Source organism: Acinetobacter calcoaceticus, assembly GCF_900520355.1.
In the GTDB taxonomy this organism is placed as follows: Bacteria; Pseudomonadota; Gammaproteobacteria; order Pseudomonadales; family Moraxellaceae; genus Acinetobacter; species Acinetobacter calcoaceticus_C.
In genome coordinates this window covers 3,608,938-3,630,188 of sequence record NZ_LS999521.1, presented here as the reverse complement: position 1 = coordinate 3,630,188, position 21,251 = coordinate 3,608,938, and the positions used below count along the sequence as shown (strand labels likewise).

Annotated in this window: 17 protein-coding genes and 1 tRNA gene; 17 read left to right on the top strand and 1 reads right to left on the bottom strand. The window is 40.7% G+C overall.

Features of this window, described 5'->3' with window-relative positions:
• Positions 1 to 17 precede the first annotated feature (17 nt).
• The 12 genes from tuf to AC2117_RS17300 all read left to right on the top strand — a co-directional run bounded on the left by tuf (position 18) and on the right by AC2117_RS17300 (position 14,655).
• Positions 18 to 1,208, top strand: a complete 1,191-nt coding sequence (gene tuf / locus AC2117_RS17355) for an elongation factor Tu (RefSeq protein ID WP_042894405.1) — start codon at positions 18 to 20, stop codon at positions 1,206 to 1,208.
• Between the two features lie 60 nt (positions 1,209 to 1,268).
• Positions 1,269 to 1,344: transfer RNA gene (locus AC2117_RS17350), tRNA-Trp, on the top strand.
• Between the two features lie 75 nt (positions 1,345 to 1,419).
• Positions 1,420 to 1,860: a preprotein translocase subunit SecE gene (secE, locus tag AC2117_RS17345; protein ID WP_133975725.1), complete on the top strand. Its 441-nt coding sequence runs from the start codon at positions 1,420 to 1,422 to the stop codon at positions 1,858 to 1,860.
• A 7-nt stretch (positions 1,861 to 1,867) separates the two neighbouring features.
• A complete protein-coding gene (gene nusG / locus AC2117_RS17340; RefSeq protein ID WP_003654499.1) occupies positions 1,868 to 2,401 on the top strand; it encodes a transcription termination/antitermination protein NusG in 534 nt (177 codons plus the stop codon).
• Between the two features lie 109 nt (positions 2,402 to 2,510).
• Complete coding sequence (rplK, locus tag AC2117_RS17335; protein ID WP_016139481.1) at positions 2,511 to 2,939, top strand: 50S ribosomal protein L11; 429 nt, start codon at positions 2,511 to 2,513, stop codon at positions 2,937 to 2,939.
• Positions 2,940 to 2,942: 3 nt separating this feature from the next.
• Complete coding sequence (rplA, locus tag AC2117_RS17330; RefSeq protein ID WP_042894413.1) at positions 2,943 to 3,638, top strand: 50S ribosomal protein L1; 696 nt, start codon at positions 2,943 to 2,945, stop codon at positions 3,636 to 3,638.
• A gap of 315 nt (positions 3,639 to 3,953) precedes the next feature.
• Positions 3,954 to 4,460 carry a 50S ribosomal protein L10 gene (gene rplJ, locus AC2117_RS17325; protein ID WP_005037259.1) on the top strand — a complete coding sequence of 169 codons (507 nt, stop codon included), beginning with the start codon at positions 3,954 to 3,956 and terminating at the stop codon, positions 4,458 to 4,460.
• A 48-nt stretch (positions 4,461 to 4,508) separates the two neighbouring features.
• Positions 4,509 to 4,874, top strand: coding sequence for a 50S ribosomal protein L7/L12 (gene rplL, locus AC2117_RS17320; protein ID WP_003654503.1), 366 nt, complete (start codon positions 4,509 to 4,511; stop codon positions 4,872 to 4,874).
• A 305-nt stretch (positions 4,875 to 5,179) separates the two neighbouring features.
• Complete coding sequence (gene rpoB, locus AC2117_RS17315) at positions 5,180 to 9,268, top strand: DNA-directed RNA polymerase subunit beta (RefSeq protein ID WP_133975723.1); 4,089 nt, start codon at positions 5,180 to 5,182, stop codon at positions 9,266 to 9,268.
• Positions 9,269 to 9,354: 86 nt separating this feature from the next.
• Complete coding sequence (rpoC, locus tag AC2117_RS17310) at positions 9,355 to 13,548, top strand: DNA-directed RNA polymerase subunit beta' (protein WP_042894425.1); 4,194 nt, start codon at positions 9,355 to 9,357, stop codon at positions 13,546 to 13,548.
• Between the two features lie 170 nt (positions 13,549 to 13,718).
• Entirely contained in the window at positions 13,719 to 14,084 is a 366-nt protein-coding gene (locus tag AC2117_RS17305) for a hypothetical protein (RefSeq protein WP_042894427.1), read from the top strand.
• A 214-nt stretch (positions 14,085 to 14,298) separates the two neighbouring features.
• Positions 14,299 to 14,655, top strand: coding sequence for a hypothetical protein (locus AC2117_RS17300; RefSeq protein ID WP_016139475.1), 357 nt, complete (start codon positions 14,299 to 14,301; stop codon positions 14,653 to 14,655).
• Positions 14,656 to 14,700: 45 nt separating this feature from the next.
• On the opposite strand, the gene AC2117_RS17295 is transcribed toward AC2117_RS17300, so the two are convergent.
• On the bottom strand, positions 14,701 to 15,186 hold the full coding sequence (locus AC2117_RS17295; protein WP_133975721.1) for a DUF4442 domain-containing protein: 486 nt from the start codon (positions 15,184 to 15,186) through the stop codon (positions 14,701 to 14,703).
• A gap of 117 nt (positions 15,187 to 15,303) precedes the next feature.
• Here AC2117_RS17295 and AC2117_RS17290 point away from each other — a divergent pair, with 117 nt between their 5' ends.
• The 5 genes from AC2117_RS17290 to htpG all read left to right on the top strand — a co-directional run bounded on the left by AC2117_RS17290 (position 15,304) and on the right by htpG (position 21,182).
• Positions 15,304 to 16,182: an alpha/beta fold hydrolase gene (locus AC2117_RS17290; protein ID WP_133975719.1), complete on the top strand. Its 879-nt coding sequence runs from the start codon at positions 15,304 to 15,306 to the stop codon at positions 16,180 to 16,182.
• A gap of 101 nt (positions 16,183 to 16,283) precedes the next feature.
• On the top strand, positions 16,284 to 17,708 hold the full coding sequence (locus AC2117_RS17285) for a Na+/H+ antiporter family protein (RefSeq protein WP_133975717.1): 1,425 nt from the start codon (positions 16,284 to 16,286) through the stop codon (positions 17,706 to 17,708).
• Positions 17,709 to 18,036: 328 nt separating this feature from the next.
• Complete coding sequence (locus tag AC2117_RS17280; protein ID WP_133975715.1) at positions 18,037 to 18,621, top strand: OmpW/AlkL family protein; 585 nt, start codon at positions 18,037 to 18,039, stop codon at positions 18,619 to 18,621.
• A 187-nt stretch (positions 18,622 to 18,808) separates the two neighbouring features.
• On the top strand, positions 18,809 to 19,162 hold the full coding sequence (locus AC2117_RS17275) for a lysozyme inhibitor LprI family protein (protein ID WP_042894431.1): 354 nt from the start codon (positions 18,809 to 18,811) through the stop codon (positions 19,160 to 19,162).
• 100 nt (positions 19,163 to 19,262) lie between these two features.
• Positions 19,263 to 21,182, top strand: coding sequence for a molecular chaperone HtpG (htpG, locus tag AC2117_RS17270; protein WP_133975713.1), 1,920 nt, complete (start codon positions 19,263 to 19,265; stop codon positions 21,180 to 21,182).
• The last annotated feature ends 69 nt before the right edge of the window (positions 21,183 to 21,251 follow it).

Below are 21,251 nucleotides of genomic sequence, written 5' to 3'. Positions count from 1 at the left end.
AAACGAGGAATATAAACATGGCTAAGGCTAAGTTTGAACGTAATAAGCCACACGTAAACGTGGGCACAATCGGTCACGTTGACCATGGTAAAACAACTTTAACTGCTGCGATTGCAACTATTTGTGCAAAAACTTACGGCGGTGAAGCGAAAGATTACTCACAAATCGACTCAGCACCTGAAGAAAAAGCACGTGGTATTACAATTAATACTTCACACGTAGAATACGATTCTCCAATCCGTCACTACGCTCATGTAGACTGCCCAGGCCACGCCGATTATGTTAAAAACATGATTACTGGTGCTGCTCAGATGGACGGCGCGATCCTTGTATGTGCTGCGACTGATGGCCCAATGCCACAAACTCGTGAACACATCCTTCTTTCTCGTCAGGTTGGTGTACCTTACATCATCGTATTCTTGAACAAGTGTGACCTTGTTGATGATGAAGAATTACTTGAATTAGTGGAAATGGAAGTTCGTGAACTTCTTTCTACTTATGACTTCCCAGGTGATGACACTCCAGTTATCCGTGGTTCTGCGCTTAAAGCGTTGGAGGGCGATGCTGGTCAATATGGCGAGCCTTCAGTTCTTGCTCTTGTTGAAGCGCTTGACTCTTACATTCCAGAACCAGAACGTGCTATCGACAAAGCATTCTTGATGCCAATCGAAGACGTATTCTCTATTTCTGGTCGTGGTACTGTAGTAACAGGCCGTGTTGAATCTGGTATCGTTAAAGTTGGCGAATCAGTTGAAATCGTTGGTATTCGTGACACAGTAGTAACGACTGTAACTGGCGTAGAAATGTTCCGTAAATTGCTTGACGAAGGTCGTGCAGGCGAGAACTGTGGTGTTCTTCTACGTGGTACTAAGCGTGAAGACGTACAACGTGGTCAAGTACTTGCTAAACCAGGTACAATCAAGCCACACACTAAATTCGATGCAGAAGTATACGTACTTTCTAAAGAAGAAGGTGGTCGTCATACTCCATTCCTTAATGGCTACCGTCCACAGTTCTACTTCCGTACAACTGACGTAACTGGCGCAATCCAATTACAAGACGGCGTTGAAATGGTTATGCCAGGTGACAACGTTGAAATGTCAGTAGAATTAATCCACCCGATCGCAATGGACCCAGGTCTACGTTTTGCGATCCGTGAAGGTGGTCGTACTGTAGGTGCTGGTGTTGTTGCGAAAGTAACTGCATAAGCATAGTATAGTGACGGATTACGTCTCAGATTGAGGGCTTTGGCTCTCAATCTGCATTATAGGTCAGTAGTTCAATTGGTAGAGCGTCGGTCTCCAAAACCGAATGTTGGGGGTTCGAGTCCCTCCTGACCTGCCATATTTTGAAATAAAAAGCTTGATGCTGGCTTAGTTGTTCATATAATAAGTCGCGAGTTCTACGACGAGTACAAAAATGTCGAATGATAAATCGCGTGACGCATTGAGCGACGCGCCAATTCCTCAAAGAAATAATTCTGCTGAAGTTGTTCGTTCTGGTTCGCCTCTAGATATTGTTCTATGGGTGGTTGCGATTGCATTATTGGTTTTAGCTATTATGGCGAATCAGTATTTACCAGCGCATTGGGCACCTGCAAACAATATTTGGGTGCGTGTTGGGGCAATTTTTGCTTGTATCGTTGTGGCTTTGGGTTTATTATACGCCACCCATCAAGGTAAAGGCTTCGTTCGTTTGCTAAAAGATGCGCGAGTCGAATTGCGTCGAGTAACTTGGCCAACAAAACAAGAAACAGTCACTACATCGTGGCAGGTTCTATTGGTTGTAGTTGTTGCATCATTGGTTTTATGGTGTTTTGACTATGGTTTGGGTTGGTTAATTAAGTTGATTATCGGGTAAAAGAGCTATGAAACGTTGGTACATTATTCATGCCTACTCTGGCTATGAAAAACAAGTGTTACGTTCACTTACAGAACGAATCCAGCGTAGCGCTGTTGCTGATAGCTTTGGTGATGTCCTTGTTCCTACCGAAGAAGTGGTAGAAATGAAGGATGGTAAGAAACGTAAATCTGAGCGCAAATTCTTTCCAGGCTATGTGTTAGTCGAAATGGAAATGAATGATGATACTTGGCATATCGTTAAAGAATGTCCAAAGGTTCTAGGTTTTATCGGTGGTACACCTGAAAAGCCAGCACCAATCACTCAGCGTGAAGCAGATGCGATTCTTGCGCGTGTACGTAATACAGGTGAAGCACCACGTCCTAAGACGATGTTTGAGCCAGGCGAAGAATTACTTGTTATTGACGGTCCATTCACAGACTTTAAAGGTGTTGTGGAAGAAGTTCAATACGAGAAGTCACGTTTAACGTTGACGATTAACGTATTTAATCGACCAACTCAGGTTGAACTCGAATTTCGCCAAGTCGAAAAAACGATTTAATCTTAATTGGTTGAAAAACGCCCGATTTTATCGGGCATTGTTGTTGTAATAAAAGTGTAGCGTAAACATTGGGGAGCCTAGCGGCGTTTGTACCCAGAGGTATTTTAAAATGGCTAAGAAGATTGACGGCTATATCAAGCTGCAAGTTCCAGCTGGTAAAGCAAATCCATCTCCACCAATTGGTCCTGCATTAGGTCAACGTGGTGTAAACATCATGGCATTCTGTAAAGAATTCAATGCTGCTACACAAAAAGTTGAACAAGGTCTTCCAATTCCTGTAGTGATTACTGTGTACAACGACAAGTCGTTCACATTCATCATGAAAACTCCTCCAGCTTCTATTCTTCTTAAGAAAGCTGCTGGTATTCAAAAAGGTTCAGCTGTACCAAACAAAACTAAAGTTGGTAAGTTGACTCGTGCTCAGTTAGAAGAAATTGCGACTACTAAAGAACCAGATTTAACTGGTGCTGATTTAGACGCACGTGTACGTACCATCGCTGGTTCTGCACGTTCTATGGGCTTGGAAGTGGAGCTATAAGACATGGCAAAGTTAACTAAACGTCAAAAAGCCATTGCTGCTGCTGTTGAAGCAAACAAAGTTTACACTTTGGAAGAAGCGGTGCAAGTTCTTAACAGCCTACCTGCTGCGAAGTTCAAAGAATCTTTAGATGTAGCTGTAAATCTTGGTGTAGACCCGCGTAAATCTGATCAGGTTGTTCGTGGTGCGACTACATTACCTGCTGGTACTGGTAAAACTGTACGTGTAGCGGTATTTGCTCAAGGTGCGCAAGCAGAAGCTGCTAAAGAAGCTGGTGCAGACATCGTAGGTTTTGAAGACCTTGCTGAAAGCATCCAAGGTGGAAACCTTAACTTTGATGTTGTAATCGCTGCTCCTGACGCTATGCGTGTTGTTGGTAAGCTCGGTACAATTCTTGGTCCACGTGGTTTAATGCCAAACCCTAAAGTTGGTACTGTAACTCCTGATGTAGCGAATGCTGTTAAAAACGCTAAATCTGGTCAGGCTCGTTACCGTGTAGACAAAGCAGGTATTATCCATGCTGCGATCGGTCAATTAGGCTTTGAAGCTGCTGCTATCCGTCAAAACGTTGAAACCTTAGTTGCTGACTTGAAAAAGTTAAAACCTGCAACTTCTAAAGGTGTATACATCAAAAAGATCACTTTGAGCTCAACTATGGGTCCTGGTCTTACTGTTGATGTAAGCAACGTTTCTAACTAAGTTTAAAACTTGGTCAAGAATTTTAAAGTCCTGATTGAGGGCAGGGTGTGAAGAATCATAGATTTTTTACACCCATTCAAAGTAATGCTTTGTTTCCTCACTCATCAGGCGGACTTTGAATTGATAAATGTAAATTTATCAGCGTCAAAGACCACAGGCGAAGAGACTTCTTTTGAATATCTTCTTAATAACCCAGCCTGCGTAGACGCGGTGGTGTGATTTATTCCTCCTCCGCGTGTAAGTCAAATCCTTGTTGACTTGCGAATTGGGAGTGTACTTTTTTGAGTACATAAATCACCGTTAGGAGGTTTTACAATGGCTCTTCTTATTGAAAGCAAAAAACAGATCGTTGCTGAAGTGGCTCAAACTGCTTCTACAGCGTTCGCTGCCGTTGTTGCTGACTATCAAGGTTTAACTGTTGAGCAATTAACTGCTCTTCGTGTTGAAGCTCGTAAACTAGGTGTTGCTACACGCGTTGTGCGTAACACTTTGGCTAAACGTGCTCTTCAAGATACGCAATTTGCAATCTTGAATGACAACCTTGTTGGCCCAACAATCTTAGCATTCTCAACTTCTGAAGACGATATGGGTGCAGCTGCACGCTTGTTTGAAGAATTTGCTAAAACTAACAAAGCATTTGAATTAAAAGCTGCTGCATTTGACGGCAAACTTTATCAAGGTGCTGAAGTTAGCGTTATCGCAAACCTTCCAAATCAAGAAAAAGCGCTTACTATGCTCGCATCTGTTCTTCAAGCTCCTATTTCGAAATTGGGCCGCTTACTTACAGCGCTTCAAGAGAAAAACGAGTCAGAAGCTGCTTAAGCTTAAATCTACTTCCACACCATTCAATACCCATTTGGAGTTAATCTCATGGCTTTAACAAACGAAGAAATCCTAAACGCAGTTGCTGAAAAAACTGTTCTTGAACTTGTTGAACTTATTTCTGCTTTTGAAGAAAAATTCAACGTATCTGCTGCTGCTGTAGCTGTAGCTGCTGCTCCTGCTGCTGCTGCTGCTGAAGAGCAAACTGAATTCAACGTTGAGTTGACTTCTTTTGGTGCTAACAAAGTAGCGGTAATTAAAGCAGTTCGTGAAGCAACAGGCCTTGGTCTTAAAGAAGCTAAAGACCTAGTTGAAGGTGCTCCACAAGTTCTTAAAGAAGGCATTTCTAAAGAAGAAGGCGAAGAACTTAAGAAGAAACTTGAAGAAGCTGGTGCTACAGTTACACTTAAGTAATTGTAAAAGGAGTCGGTTTTTAAATCGGCTCCATAAAATGGCTGATGGCTCTTGGGTCATCAGCCTTTTTGCGTTACAATAATCGGCTCGATTTTTGTTTGTTCTGTACAATAATTGTCGTTTTTTGGAATAATTAGAGTAATTTCAAATGTTTACCAATATTTTTCTTTTTAAAAAATATTGTTAAGCGTTTTAATACCACTAAAAATTGCAGCATTTGTAAACAGTGGTGGCCATATCGGCCTGTGTAATTCCTTCTGAGCCCGTTCTGCAGGCGGGCTTGGTTTACTTTCCGAGGACTCCAGATGGCATACTCATATACCGAAAAGAAACGGATCCGTAAGAATTTTGGTAAATTGCCCCAAGTAATGGAAGCACCGTACTTACTTTCGATCCAGGTCGATTCGTATAGAACGTTCTTGCAAGGTGGCAAAACTCCAAAAAACCGCGAAGATATCGGTCTCCAAGCCGCATTTCGTTCAGTTTTCCCTATAGAAAGTTATTCTGGCAATGCTGCTTTAGAATTTGTTGAGTATAGCCTTGGTAAGCCTGAGTTTGATGTGCGTGAATGTATTTTACGTGGTTCGACTTATGCGGCACCAATGCGCGTAAAAATTCGTTTGATCATTAAAGATCGCGAAACTAAATCTATTAAAGACGTACGTGAACAAGAAGTCTACATGGGTGAAATGCCACTCATGACAGACAATGGTACCTTTGTGATCAATGGTACTGAGCGTGTAATCGTATCTCAATTACACCGTTCACCTGGTGTGTTCTTTGATCACGATAAAGGCAAAACACATTCAAGTGGTAAAGTACTTTATTCTGCACGTATTATTCCTTACCGTGGTTCATGGTTAGATTTCGAATTTGATGCAAAAGATTTAGTTTATGTACGTATTGACCGTCGTCGTAAATTATTAGCAACTGTTGTGTTGCGTGCATTGGGTTATAACAATGAACAAATCTTGAATTTGTTCTATGAAAAAGTACCTGTATATCTTGATATGGGTAGTTATCAAATTGACCTCGTTCCAGATCGTCTGCGTGGCGAAATGGCACAATTTGATATTGCAGACAATGACGGCAAAATCATTGTTGAACAAGGTAAACGTATTAATGCGCGTCACGTACGTCAAATGGAAGCTTCTGGTTTAGCTAAGCTATCAGTTCCTGATGAGTACCTGTATGAGCGTATCACTGCCGAAGATATTACTTTACGTAATGGTGATGTGATTGCTGCAAATACATTGTTAAGCCATGAAGTTATGGTGAAACTTGCAGAAGGCGGTGTTAAACAGTTCAATATCTTGTTTACGAACGATATTGACCGTGGTTCATTCGTTGCTGACTCATTACGTGCTGACACAACATCTGGTCGTGAAGAAGCATTAGTTGAAATCTATAAAGTAATGCGTCCAGGCGAGCCACCAACAAAAGAAGCTGCTGAAAACTTATTTAATAACTTATTCTTCTCTTCTGAACGTTATGACTTATCTCCAGTAGGTCGTATGAAGTTTAACCGTCGTTTGGGTCGCCCATACGAAGTTGGTACTGACCAGAAGTCACGTGAAGTAGAAGGTATTTTATCGCACGAAGATATCATCGATGTATTACGTACATTAGTTGAAATCCGTAACGGTAAAGGTGAAGTCGATGATATCGATCACTTGGGTAACCGTCGTGTACGTTCTGTTGGTGAAATGACTGAAAACCAATTCCGTGTTGGTTTAGTTCGTGTTGAACGTGCTGTTAAAGAACGTTTAAGCCAAGCAGAAACAGATAATTTATCTCCGCAAGATCTCATTAACGCAAAACCAGTTGCAGCTGCAATCAAAGAATTCTTTGGTTCAAGCCAATTGTCTCAGTTTATGGATCAAAACAACCCATTATCTGAGATTACACATAAACGTCGTGTTTCAGCGCTTGGGCCTGGTGGTTTAACGCGTGAACGTGCGGGCTTTGAAGTACGTGACGTACATCAAACTCACTATGGTCGTGTATGTCCAATTGAAACGCCGGAAGGTCCAAACATTGGTTTGATCAACTCGCTTTCTGTATATGCAAAAGCAAATGACTTTGGCTTCTTGGAAACACCTTACCGTAAAGTGGTAGATGGCCGAGTAACTGATGCTGTTGAATACCTTTCTGCTATTGAAGAAGTAGGTACTGTTATTGCACAGGCCGATTCTGCGATAGATAAAGATGGTAACTTAACAGAAGATTTTGTTTCTGTTCGTCACCAAGGTGACTTTGTACGTATGCCACCTGAAAAAGTGACGCATATGGATGTATCTGCACAGCAGGTTGTATCTGTAGCTGCATCGCTTATTCCATTCCTTGAACACGATGATGCGAACCGTGCATTGATGGGTTCAAACATGCAACGTCAGGCGGTTCCTACTCTACGTGCGGATAAACCGCTTGTAGGTACAGGTATGGAAGCGAACGTTGCACGTGACTCGGGTGTATGTGTGATCGCTAACCGTGGTGGTGCAATTGAATATGTAGATGCTTCTCGTATCGTTATTCGTGTAAACGAAGATGAAATGATTGCAGGTGAGGCTGGTGTAGATATTTACAACCTCATTAAATATACACGTTCTAACCAAAACACTTGTATCAACCAAAATATTATCGTGAATCTGGGCGACAAAGTTGCTCGCGGTGACATTTTGGCAGATGGTCCGTCAACGGATATGGGTGAGCTTGCGCTTGGTCAAAACATGCGTGTAGCGTTCATGACGTGGAATGGTTACAACTATGAAGACTCGATCTTGTTATCTGAGCGCGTACTTCAAGAAGACCGTTTAACTTCTATTCATATTCAAGAATTATCATGTGTAGCGCGTGATACTAAGTTAGGTGCGGAAGAAATTACTGCCGATATTCCTAACGTAGGTGAAGCTGCACTTTCTAAACTTGATGAATCGGGTATCGTTTATATCGGTGCGGAAGTTACTGCTGGTGACATCCTTGTTGGTAAAGTAACGCCTAAAGGTGAAACTCAGTTAACCCCAGAAGAAAAATTGCTTCGTGCAATCTTTGGTGAGAAAGCAGCTGACGTTAAAGACTCATCTTTACGTGTTCCATCTGGTACTAAAGGTACAGTTATCGATGTTCAAGTCTTCACTCGTGATGGCTTAGAGAAAGATGACCGTGCGATGGCAATTGAAAAAGCACAGCTTGATGCTTACCGTAAAGACTTGAAAGAAGAATACAAGATCTTTGAAGAAGCAGCTCGTGAGCGTGTAATTCGTTTGCTTAATGGCCAAGAGTCTAACGGCGGTGGTTCGACTAAACGTGGCGATAAGCTCGTTGAAAGTATGCTATCTGGTTTAGAGCTTGTTGACTTACTTGAAATTCAACCTACAGACGAAGCAATTGCTGAACGTTTATCTCAAATTCAAGTGTTCTTGAAAGAGAAGAGCACAGAAATTGATGAGAAGTTTGCAGAGAAGAAACGTAAGCTTTCGACTGGTGATGAGTTAACAACAGGTGTTCTAAAAGTTGTTAAAGTTTACCTAGCAGTTAAACGTCGCATTCAGCCTGGTGATAAAATGGCTGGTCGTCACGGTAACAAAGGTGTTGTATCTAACATTTTACCTGTTGAAGACATGCCACACGATGCTAACGGTGTACCGGTAGATATCGTATTGAACCCATTGGGTGTACCATCTCGTATGAACGTGGGTCAGATTCTTGAGACTCACTTGGGTATGGCGGCTAAAGGGCTTGGTGATAAAATCGAAAAAATGTTGAAAGAACAGCGCACAGTTTTAGAACTTCGCGAATTCTTAGACAAGATTTATAACAAAGTCGGCGGCGAGCAAGAAGATCTTGACAGCTTAACTGATGCTGAAGTCTTAGCTCTTTCTGGCAACTTACGTGCTGGTGTGCCTTTAGCTACTCCTGTATTTGATGGTGCTGAAGAAAGCCAAATTAAAGACTTACTTGAATTAGCTGACATTTCACGTACTGGTCAAACAGTATTGTTTGATGGTCGTACGGGTGAACAGTTTGATCGTCCTGTAACTGTAGGTTACATGTACATGCTCAAATTAAACCACTTGGTTGATGACAAAATGCATGCGCGTTCAACTGGTTCTTACTCACTTGTTACACAGCAACCGCTCGGTGGTAAAGCACAGTTCGGTGGTCAGCGTTTCGGTGAGATGGAGGTCTGGGCACTCGAAGCTTACGGCGCAGCATATACACTTCAAGAGATGTTAACTGTTAAGTCGGATGACGTTGAAGGTCGTACACGCATCTATAAGAATATTGTAGATGGTAACCATTATATGGATCCGGGTATGCCTGAATCGTTCAACGTATTGACCAAAGAGATCCGTTCTTTAGGTATCAACATTGAACTGAAAAATGGTGACTAAGTCGTAAGACTCACGATTTTTTAGGAAAAAACAATATTTGTGACCCAGTCGGGTAAGCGTTGCTTCCCGACACACGGAGAAAAAAATTGAAAGACTTGCTCGATATCATGCGTAAGAAAACGGACTCAGATGGTCATGCACCAATTGAGTTTGACCGTATCCGTATTGGTCTTGCGTCACCAGAAATGATTAAGTCATGGTCTCATGGTGAAGTTAAAAAACCTGAGACAATTAACTACCGTACTTTTAAACCAGAACGTGACGGTTTGTTCTGTGCCAAAATTTTTGGTCCAGTAAAAGATTACGAATGCTTGTGTGGTAAATACAAGCGTATGAAATATAAAGGCGTCATTTGTGAAAAATGTGGCGTTGAAGTAACTACAGCGAAAGTTCGTCGTGAACGTATGGGTCACATTGAACTCGCTTCTCCAGTTGCACATATCTGGTTCTTAAAATCGTTACCATCTCGTATCGGTTTATTACTTGATATGACGCTTCGTGATATCGAACGTGTATTGTATTTCGAATCATACGTTGTAACTGACCCAGGTATGACTCCGTTTGAAAAGTATCAACTTTTAACAGACGAAGAATACTTTAATGCACTTGAAGAGCACGGTGATGAATTCACTGCGAAAATGGGTGCAGAAGCGATTCAGGATTTATTAAAAGATATCGATCTTGAAGCTGAAATCGCACGTTTACGTGAAGAAATTCCTCAAACAACTTCTGAAACGAAGTTGAAAAAAGCGTCTAAACGCTTGAAATTGATGGAAGCATTCAACGATTCAAACAACAAGCCAGAATGGATGGTGATGAATGTACTTCCTGTACTTCCACCAGATTTACGTCCATTAGTTCCACTGGAAGGTGGTCGTTTCGCGACTTCTGACTTGAACGATTTATATCGTCGTGTCATTAACCGTAACAACCGTTTGAAGCGTCTTCTTGATCTTGCTGCACCAGACATCATCGTACGTAACGAAAAACGTATGTTACAAGAGTCTGTAGATGCATTGCTTGATAACGGTCGTCGTGGTCGTGCAATTACTGGTTCTAACAAACGCCCATTAAAATCTTTGGCAGATATGATCAAAGGTAAACAAGGTCGTTTCCGTCAGAACTTACTTGGTAAGCGTGTTGACTATTCTGGTCGTTCGGTAATTACTGTAGGTCCTACTTTACGCCTTCACCAATGTGGTCTTCCGAAGAAAATGGCACTTGAATTATTCAAGCCATTCATTTTCGCTAAACTACAAGCTTCAGGTCAGGCAACAACCATTAAAGCTGCGAAGAAAATGGTTGAGCGTGAGACTCCAGAGGTTTGGGACGTTCTTGCTTCTGTAATTCGTCAACATCCAGTAATGTTGAACCGTGCGCCAACACTTCACCGTTTAGGTCTTCAAGCATTTGAACCTATTCTTATTGAAGGTAAGGCAATCCGTCTTCACCCACTCGTTTGTGCTGCGTTTAACGCCGACTTCGACGGTGACCAAATGGCGGTACACGTTCCATTGACACTTGAAGCACAGTTAGAAGCTCGTGCATTGATGATGTCAACAAACAACATCTTGTCACCTGCAAATGGTGAGCCGATTATCGTTCCTTCTCAGGACGTTGTCTTGGGTCTTTACTACATCACACGTGATGCAGTAAATGCTAAAGGCGAAGGCATGGTGTTTGCTGATACTCACGAAGTAAACCGTGCACTTGCAACTGGTCAAGTTGCGATTCATGCTCGTGTTAAAGTACGTGTACATCAAACTGTTATCAATGAAGATGGTGAACGTGAACACGGAACTATTATTGTTGAAACAACACCAGGTCGCTGTCTGCTTTGGGAAGTTGTTCCACAAGGCTTAAGCTTTGACATGATCAACCTTGAGATGACTAAAAAGAATATCTCGAAGTTAATCAACTCTTGCTACCGTAAACTTGGTTTGAAAGATACAGTTATCTTTGCTGACCAGTTAATGTACTTGGGCTTCCGTCAAGCGACTCGCTCAGGTGTATCTGTAGGTATGGAAGATATGTTAATTCCACCTACTAAATACTCAATTATTGACAAAGCAGAAACAGAAGTTCGTGAAATCGAACAACAGTTCGAACAAGGTTTCGTAACTGCTGGTGAGCGTTATAATAAAGTTGTCGATATCTGGGCGCGTACAAACGACCAAGTTGCTAAAGCAATGATGGATAACTTGTCTTATACCGTTGTGAAAAACAAACAAGGTGAAGACGAGAAGCAAAAATCATTCAACAGCATCTATATGATGTCTGACTCTGGTGCCCGTGGTAGTGCGGCACAGATTCGTCAGCTTGCTGGTATGCGTGGCTTGATGGCAAAACCAGACGGTTCGATTATCGAAACGCCAATTAAAGCGAACTTCCGTGAAGGTTTGACAGTACTTCAGTACTTCATTTCAACACACGGTGCGCGTAAAGGTTTGGCCGATACAGCATTAAAAACTGCGAACTCTGGTTACTTGACACGTCGTCTTGTAGACGTAGCGCAAGATTTGGTAATTACCGAACCTGACTGTGGTACAGCGGGTGGTTTGGTAATGACTCCATTCATTCAAGGTGGCGATGTAATCGAACCATTACGTGACCGTGTATTAGGTCGTGTAACGGCTGAAGATGTTCGTCGTGCGTCTGATGATGAAGTTGTATTACCTCGTGGTACTTTAATTGACGAAAAAATCGCAGCTCATCTTGAAGAAGCTGGTGTGGATGAAGTCAAAGTACGTTCAGTAATTGCTTGTGAATCTGCCTTTGGTGTATGTGCTAGATGTTATGGCCGTGACCTTGCACGTGGTCACTTGGTTAACCCAGGTGAATCAGTAGGTGTAATGGCAGCACAGTCTATTGGTGAACCAGGTACACAGTTAACGATGCGTACGTTCCACGTTGGTGGTGCTGCGAGCCGAACTTCTGCTGCAAACAGTGTTCAAGTACGTAACAAAGGTACTGTACGTTTCCATAACGTGAAAACTGTACAACATGCAAAAGGTCACTTGGTTTCAGTTTCTCGTTCAGGTGAAATTGGTATTGCCGATGATTTAGGTCGTGAACGCGAACGCTATAAACTTCCTTACGGTGCAAGCATCTTGTTGAAAGATGGTGAATCTGTAGAAGCTGGCGGTATTGTGGCGACTTGGGATCCGCATACACATCCACTCGTTACAGAAGTTGCTGGTAAAGCACGTTTCAGTCAAATCGCTGATGGTGTAACTGCAACATCAAAAACTGATGATGCAACTGGTATGACTACCGTTGAAATCTTACCTGTAACGGCTCGTCCTGCTTCTGGTAAAGATTTACGTCCTGCAATCGTGTTGGATACAACAGATGGCGGCGAACAGTTCTACTTCTTGCCACAAAACACAATCGTAACTGTTCGCGATGGCGAAACGATTGGTGTGGGTGACGTTATTGGTCGTGTACCACAAGAAACATCACGTACTCGTGATATTACCGGTGGTCTTCCGCGTGTAGCTGACTTATTCGAAGCACGTAAACCGAAAGAACATGCAATTCTTGCTGAAGTTTCAGGTGTTGTAAGCTTCGGTAAAGAGACTAAGGGTAAAAACCGTCTGGTAATTAGCCCTGATGATGGTTCTGAGATCTACGAAGAATTGATTCCAAAATGGCGTCAAATCAACGTGTTCGAAGGCGAGCATGTGAACCGTGGTGAAACTGTTTCTGATGGTCCACAAAACCCGCATGACATCTTACGTTTGAAAGGTGAAGTTGCATTAACGAACTACATCGTGAACGAAGTTCAAGACGTATACCGTCTCCAAGGTGTAAAAATCAACGACAAACATATTGAAGTTATCGTACGTCAAATGTTGCGTAAAGTTGATATCACTGATGGCGGCGATACTAGCTTCATCAAAGGTGAGCAAGTGGATTACATCCGTGTTGTTCAAGAGAACCAAGCTGTCTTGGCTCAGAACAAGTTCCCTGCGAAGTTCGAACGTCTATTGATGGGTATTACTAAAGCATCGCTTTCTACTGACTCGTTCATCTCTGCTGCATCGTTCCAGGAAACAACTCGTGTGTTAACTGAAGCGGCTGTAACAGGTAAAGAAGATGATTTACGTGGCTTGAAAGAAAACGTTGTAGTGGGTCGCTTGATTCCAGCTGGTACTGGTCTTGCATACCACCTAGAACGTCGTCGTCAAGAAGCAGAAGCTGCTGAACATGAGCTTCACAATGACTTCAGCGAAGTAGACCAAGCATTCAGCCAAGCATTAAACTCAGAACAGTTCTAAGTTTAGATTGGCACTAAAAAAGGCACCTCAGGGTGCCTTTTTTATTTATAACAATTAAAAGTGGTAATTACATAAATATATTAAAGAGCCATTATTTCATTACTTAAGCGGGATAAACCCTTCACAAAAACATATTAGGCTACATGTTTATGAAGACTGGAGTAAATCTAATGAAAAAAATGATGATGATTGTTAGTGTTGGCCTCATGTCAACAACTTTGTTTGTTGGTTGCCAGAATGCAAGCCCAGAAAGTAAACGTATTGGTTCAGCTGCGATCGGTGGCGGTGCAGGTGGTGCAGTAGGGAAACATGTAGGCGGTAATATTGGTGCAGGTTTAGGAGCGGCACTTGGTGCAGGTGTTGCGGCTAATGCAAAAGGATCTAGTAGTAAAACCGTCCGTAATAGTGCAATTGGCGCTGGTGTCGGTGCGGTATTAGGTGGAGCAATCATTGGTGGCGACACTGGTGCTGCTACAGGTGGAGCACTTGGTGGTAGTGCAGGCGCAGCTTATGAAGAGAAGAAAGGGAAGTACTAAAAGTACCCTTAATAATGTTTAAAACTTAGAAGTCTTTATCTTATTAGAGGCTTCTTTTTTTATTTTTTATAATTAAAAATTTTCTTGATCATCATAAATAGAAGAGCTTTACAAAATATCAATCGATTAGGACAGATGAATAACACAATCTGACCAAATTCCTCATAAAAGAGGATTATTCTTTTTATTAGAACAGATAATAGTGAGTATGGTCATGAAAAAAACAATTGGATTAGTTTCTGCTTTAATGTTGTCTACACTTATGTTTACGGGTTGTCAAAATATGAGTCCATCTGACCAGCGTATTGGTGCAGCAGCAGCGGGTGGGGCATTAGGTGGCGGCTTGGGTAACCATGTAGGTGGTGGTGTTGGAGCAGGCTTAGGTGCAGCAGTAGGTGCTGGTGTTGGTTCAAATACCCAAGGCGGTAGTAAGCAAACCACGACTAAGAGCGCGATTGGAGCTGGGATCGGCTCTGTGGTAGGTAAAGCAATATTGGGTGGTGACTCTGGTGCTGCAATTGGCGGTGCGATTGGCGGTGGTGCTGGTGCAGCAATTGAAGAAAAAAGATAACACCGTATCGATTGAATAAAAATAAGCGCTTTTTAGCGCTTATTTTTATTGGGGGAAAGGTTTTGCTTTTTTACGTCTGATATAAAGCGTTTTTTTAACTTCAGCAATTCTTACCCCAGATTCATCAAAAATGTTTAAATGATAAGTTCTTAAAACAGGTTCGTAGTTGTCGGCAAGTTCACGAATTTGCTCAATTTCAGCCAAGTCGACTCGAATATCTGCATGCACAGTGCTTCGACCAGGGGAAAGAAAATTAATTTCAGCAGCTTTATCCCAAACAATATATTTTGATCCGAGATGATGCAGCAGAATCATCATATAAAATGGATCAACCATTGAATAAATACTGCCCCCGAAATGCGTTCCAACCAAATTTTGGTTTTTCCAAGTCAGAGGCATTTTTACTCGTACATGACAAAGTTCTAAATTCATGATTTCAATATAAATCCCTGCTCCTCGATAAGGAGGGTAGTGATTAAATAGAAATTTTGAAATCGTAGGATTGTTCTGAAGTCTTCTTAAAATAGCCATAATAGTCAATTTTTTTTATTGAAACAGTATTCATACTAGATAAGTATCATCTTTTTTATATTGATGGCAATGCTCTATCCGACTAACGACATGATCGATTGAAAAACAAGATAGGAAATGATTATGCAGCCAAAAGTTCATACAGTAACAACAAGTGACCAACAAACGCTTTGTGCCAAAACATGGGGCGACGAAAAAAATACACCGTTGGTTTTAGTACATGGTTATCCTGACAATCAAGAAGTATGGGAATCAATCATTGAGCATTTAATCAATGACTTTTACCTTGTCACCTATGATGTACGTGGGGCGGGCTTGTCATCTATACCAAAACGTATACGTGATTACCGTTTAGAGCGCTTATCTTTAGATTTACAAGAAATCGTTGATGAGTTATTGCCAAATCGTCAATTTCATATGGCTGCGCACGATTGGGGTTCTATCCAGTCTTGGGAGTCGGCAACAGAGCCTAAATTTAAAGGGCGTTTATTGTCATATACAACAATTTCTGGACCATGTCTTGATCATGCAGCCTTGTTCTTGCGTGATAAATTTAAATCTTCACCAGGTCAAATCTTAAAAATATTAACCAAATCTTGGTATATCGGTGCATTCCATCTTCCATTACTAGCACCAACAGTGTGGTCTCTTTTTAGTCCTGAAAAATGGGGGAAAGTTCTGACTAAGCTGGAGAGAAAAAGTAATTTACCTTTAAATAATAATATTAATGCAGATGGTAAATATGGCATTAATTTATATCGTGCCAATTTTATTCCTCGTTTAACTGGCCCACGTCAACGTTATGCGCAGTGTCCAGTTAAAGCGGTTATTTTAAAATATGATACTTTTGTGAGCCCTGAATATATCACTGAGGCTATGCCAAAGTGGGTAGAAAAATTTGAATATGTAGAGCTTGAAGCAAATCACTGGGCAATTCTGAGTGAGCCTGCGAAAATTGCAGATCATATTCGTCAGTTTATTAAGGCTCAAGCTTAATGATTGAGTGACTGCATAAAACAGTTAATTCGGCGATATTTTCGGCTTCATAGATCTGAATCTGATAGAATATCGCCTTTTGTTTTGCTCTGAATTTATTCATGAATGCTGTCGTTATTGCGATTGCAGTGATGTTCCTATTATCACTGGCACGCGTTTCTGTCGTACTGACTTTAGTGGTTTCTGCCATGGTAGGCGGCCTCGTAGCAGGTTTAAGCCTTTCTCAAACCGTTGATGCCTTTAACGCTGGTCTTGGAGATGGTGCTGAAGTCGCACTTGCCTATGCAGTGCTTGGGGCATTCGCTCTAGCACTTTCAAAATCCGGTTTACCTGATTTACTTGCCCATAAACTTATTGGTTTATTGGGAATGGAAGCGGGGAAAAGCCGTCAAACTAAAGTGAAATATTTACTATTAGGTATTTTACTTATTTCAGCTATTTTCTCTCAGAACCTTATTCCGGTTCATATTGCCTTTATTCCTGTACTCGTTCCGCCATTATTACGCGTAATGAACCATTTAAAGTTAGACCGTCGTGCAGCAGCCTGTGTACTTACGCTAGGTTTAGTCGGAACTTATATTTTTCTTCCGGTTGGTTTTGGTGCAATTTTCCTTGAACAAATTTTGATGGGGAATATCAATAAGGTTGGTGCTGTGTACGGCTTGCATGTAGAGCGGGGGATGATGTCAATTGGCATGGCTATTCCAGTTTTGGGGATGGTTTTAGGTACTTTGGTTGCTGTATTTATTAGCTACCGTAAGCCAAGAATTTATGCCGATCTTGCTATTACGCCAACTACAACAATTGATTTAGATAAACCTCTTCGTGCAACTACTCAAGTTGAAACAGCTGACTTAAAAGCTGATGCTGAAGAGCTAAAACATGAAGCAGAACAAGCACCGGTTATTGCAAAGAAAACGATCTTTATGGCATTGCTTGCAATCGGTCTGACACTCGCTGCACAGCTCTATTCCGGTTCAATGATTTTGGGCGGTTTAGTCGGTTTTGCTGTTCTATCTACTGCTGGAATTTTTAAGTGGCAAGATGCCGATGATGTCTTCGTGCAAGGTATGCGGATGATGGCCTTGGTGGGTTTTATCATGATTTCTGCTGCGGGCTTCGCATCAGTGATGACTCATACAGGAGATATTAATCAGCTAGTGAACGGTGTAGTCGATATTATTGGAGATAACCGTGCACTCGCAGCTTTCTTAATGCTTTGTATTGGTTTATTTGTCACGATTGGTATTGGTTCATCCTTCTCTAGTGTTCCTGTATTAGCCGTTATTTATGTACCTTTATGCGTACAGTTTGGATTTTCACCATTAGCGACTATTGCTCTTATTGGGACAGCAGCAGCATTAGGCGATGCTGGTTCACCAGCCTCTGATTCAACCTTAGGGCCAACAGCTGGTTTAGGTGTAGATGGGCAACATGATCATATTTGGGATACGGTTGTACCTACATTTATTCATTTTAATATTCCGCTATTAATTTTTGGCTGGATTGCTGCAATGGTTTTATAAATTTCTTATAAAATATTGAATGATTAACCTTCTTAATAATGATCTTTAGATTTAAATTAAGAAGGTTTTTTATTGACTAAATTAAAGATGTATTTTAAATAAATTATATTAAAACACTCAGAATTAAAAGTATATTAAAACGGTTGGTAATATAAAATAATCTTGATTAATAAGGTTGGAATAAAAACCAATTAAAATGGTTGGTTAATATATAATTTTATTTAAAACAGTTATTTAAAAATAAAATATAAAATATTTTTATAATGAGTATTGTATGATATTAAAATACATGTTTATTATAAATATAAATAAGGTTGGAGATATTAAAGTGTTCAAAAAAGTTTTGGTTGTTGCGTTAATGGGGATGTCTTCTTTTACATTTGCTGGTAACTGGCAAGTAAAATTTGGTGGTAGTGTTATCGCGCCATCAGAAGATACGACACTTGCTGAAAACACTGTAGTTAAAGCAGACCATGAATATGCATTTACGCCATCAGTAGAATACTTTTTTGGTCAATCTCCATTTTCGGCAGAGTTATTATTAGCCGCACCAATTAACCATGATGTGTTGTTAAATGGAAATAAAGTAGCGAGTCTTAAACAGTTACCACCAACGATTACTGCTAAATATAATTTTAAAAATTCGACTCGTTTTACGCCATATATTGGTGTTGGCGCTACAGCATTTATTGCTTGGGATGAAGATGGCATTGTAAAAGATGTGAAAGAAGATTTTGGTGTTGCAGGACAAGTTGGTTTTAATTTCCAACCTGCTGATGCTAAAAATTGGGGCGTGTTTGTCGATGTTCGTTATGCTGATTTAAGTCCAGAAGTTACTTTAAATGACGGGACTAAGTTTGATTTAGATATTAATCCGTTTGTTTACACTTTAGGTTATAGCTATAAATTTTAAGCATAATAATAAATAGAACAATATAATAATAAACCTAGACTCAGGCACCTCACATATATTTTTATGTGAGGTTTTTTTATGAGTTTATTTGCACTAAAAAAAGCATAAAACAGACAGTTTTCTACACATCTTATGCATATTTTTTTCTAAACTAATTTTTATTCATTACAAACAGGGGAATAAAATCATGAATAACAAATTAGCGCTTTGTTTAGCACTTTTTAGTGGTATAGCGTTCACACAAAATTTACAAGCTGCAAGTTTCTCGTGTGATGCCGCAAAAACGAAAACGGAAAAGAGTATTTGTAAAAATCGTTCCTTAAATGATGCAGATGTCAAAATGGCAACAACCTACCAAATTGTTCTGCATGCATTGCCGATGGGTGGGCGCGATAGTCAAAAAGATGCTCAGCAGCAATGGCTGAAAAAAAGAAATGCTTGTGCTGCTGGTGTAAGTTGTATTAGCAAAGCTTATCAGCAACGCCAAAAACAGTTAGATACGATATTGCAAGATAGAGTATTAAGTCATGGGCCGTTCTAATTAGAAAAAATTTTTAATATTCAGGATTGAAAAATTCTAGAAGTACTCCATTCATAAAGCATTCGAGAACAAACAGACTTCAAAATTTAAGGAGTGATTTATGAGTGAACAAGCATCACAAAATTATAGTTTCCAAGCGGAAGTTGCACAGCTTTTACATTTAGTGACGCATTCTCTCTATTCTAACCCTGAGATTTTCTTACGCGAGCTTATCTCTAATGCATCAGATGCATGTGATAAGTTGCGCTTTGAAGGAATTAATCATCCTGAATATTATGAAAATGATCCAGATTTACATGTACGTGTCATTTTAAATAAAGAAGATAAAACTTTAACAATTTCTGATAACGGGATTGGCCTAAACCAGCAGGAAGCGATTGATAACTTAGGTACGATTGCAAAATCGGGTACTAAAGATTTCATGTCAAAATTGACTGGTGATCAAAAAGCAGATGCTCAGTTGATTGGTCAATTTGGTGTTGGTTTTTACTCAGGTTTTATTGTTGCCGATAAAATTACAGTGGAATCACGCCGTGCAGGTCTAGATGCATCTGAAGGGGTGCGTTGGATTAGCGGTGGTACGGGTGAGTTTGAAGTTCAGCAAATTGATAAAGCTTCCCGTGGTACCGATATCATTCTTCACTTGCGTGATGATGCGCTTGATTATTTAGAATCTTATAAAGTTAAGCAGATTATTAATAAATACTCTGACCACATTAGTTTGCCAATTGAAATGCAAAAAGAAGTTTGGCAAGAGGAAGAGGCGGCTGAAGGCGAAGAGTCTAAAGGCGGTCAAATGGTCAAGACTGGCGAGTGGGAAGCGATTAACTCAGCCAGTGCTTTATGGACACGTAACAAGAGCGAAGTGACTGAAGAGCAGTACGTTGAGTTCTATAAAAACTTAACGCATGACTTTGAAGCGCCACTGGCTTGGGCCCATAACCGTGTTGAAGGTAGCACCGAATATACACAATTACTTTATATTCCAAGTAAAGCACCACATGACATTTTTACTCGTGAAGCAAAAGCGGGTATTAAGCTTTATGTAAAACGTGTGTTCATTATGGACGATGCAGATAATTTAATTCCAAATTATCTACGTTTTGTTCAAGGTGTGGTGGATAGTGCAGACTTACCACTCAATGTAAGCCGTGAGTTGCTGCAAGAAAGCCGTGATGTGAAAACGATTCGTGAAGGTAATGCACGCCGTGTATTAACTGTGCTTGATGGTTTGGCTAAATCGGAAGATGAACAAGACCAAGAAAAATTTAAGACATTCTACAGTGAGTTTGGCTCAGTCATTAAAGAAGGCTTGGGCGAAGACTTTGGTAACCGTGAACGTATTTTAAAATTATTGCGTTATGCGACTTCAACAAATGATGAAGTGACGACCTCTTTCGCTGACTATAAGGCACGTATGAAAGAGGGCCAAAAAGCCATCTATTATGTAACTGCTGATAGTTTAGCAGCAGCGAAAAACTCGCCACAGCTTGAGTTGTTCAAGAAAAAAGGCATTGAAGTACTGTTAATGGCAGAGCGTGTTGACGAATGGGCAATGAACTTTGTTCAAGAGTTTGAAGGTACGCCATTAAAGAATGTTTCTAAAGGTGCGGTTGATTTAGGTGACTTGCAAGATGCTGAAGAGAAAAAAGCACTTGAGCAAGCAGCTGAACAATTCAAACCTGTAGTTGATAAGTTAAGTGATTCATTGAAAGCGAAAACCAAAGAAGTACGCGTAACTACGCGTCTGGTCGACTCTCCTGCGTGTTTAGTAACAAGTGAAGGTGAGTTATCACCTCAACTCATCCGTATGTTAAAACAAGCGGGGCAAGAAGTTCCTGAAATTAAGCCAATTTTAGAAATTAACCCTGAACATCCATTAGTGAAAAAACTTGAAGGTTCAGAACATTTTGATGACTTGGCAAATGTGATTTTCGATCAGGCTGTTATTGCTGAAGGTGGTTTGCCAGAAGATCCGGCAGCTTATGTAAAACGTATTAATAGCTTGTTGCTGAAATAATTCAGTATAAAAAAAAGCCTCTGAACCTTCAGGGGCTTTTTTGTGGATAAAGAAAGAGTTATCCACAAT

Bases quoted from the DNA above. Each gene is read 5' to 3' on its own strand.
- AC2117_RS17295 (WP_133975721.1), bottom strand. From the start codon at position 15,186: ATGGCTATTTTAAGAAGACTTCAGAACAATCCTACGATTTCAAAATTT.
- AC2117_RS17285 (WP_133975717.1), top strand. From the start codon at position 16,284: ATGAATGCTGTCGTTATTGCGATTGCAGTGATGTTCCTATTATCACTG.
- nusG (WP_003654499.1), top strand. From the start codon at position 1,868: ATGAAACGTTGGTACATTATTCATGCCTACTCTGGCTATGAAAAACAA.
- rpoB (WP_133975723.1), top strand. From the start codon at position 5,180: ATGGCATACTCATATACCGAAAAGAAACGGATCCGTAAGAATTTTGGT.
- tuf (WP_042894405.1), top strand. From the start codon at position 18: ATGGCTAAGGCTAAGTTTGAACGTAATAAGCCACACGTAAACGTGGGC.
- AC2117_RS17300 (WP_016139475.1), top strand. From the start codon at position 14,299: ATGAAAAAAACAATTGGATTAGTTTCTGCTTTAATGTTGTCTACACTT.
- AC2117_RS17290 (WP_133975719.1), top strand. From the start codon at position 15,304: ATGATTATGCAGCCAAAAGTTCATACAGTAACAACAAGTGACCAACAA.
- rplA (WP_042894413.1), top strand. From the start codon at position 2,943: ATGGCAAAGTTAACTAAACGTCAAAAAGCCATTGCTGCTGCTGTTGAA.
- rplL (WP_003654503.1), top strand. From the start codon at position 4,509: ATGGCTTTAACAAACGAAGAAATCCTAAACGCAGTTGCTGAAAAAACT.
- AC2117_RS17275 (WP_042894431.1), top strand. From the start codon at position 18,809: ATGAATAACAAATTAGCGCTTTGTTTAGCACTTTTTAGTGGTATAGCG.
- rplJ (WP_005037259.1), top strand. From the start codon at position 3,954: ATGGCTCTTCTTATTGAAAGCAAAAAACAGATCGTTGCTGAAGTGGCT.
- AC2117_RS17305 (WP_042894427.1), top strand. From the start codon at position 13,719: ATGAAAAAAATGATGATGATTGTTAGTGTTGGCCTCATGTCAACAACT.
- htpG (WP_133975713.1), top strand. From the start codon at position 19,263: ATGAGTGAACAAGCATCACAAAATTATAGTTTCCAAGCGGAAGTTGCA.
- rplK (WP_016139481.1), top strand. From the start codon at position 2,511: ATGGCTAAGAAGATTGACGGCTATATCAAGCTGCAAGTTCCAGCTGGT.
- secE (WP_133975725.1), top strand. From the start codon at position 1,420: ATGTCGAATGATAAATCGCGTGACGCATTGAGCGACGCGCCAATTCCT.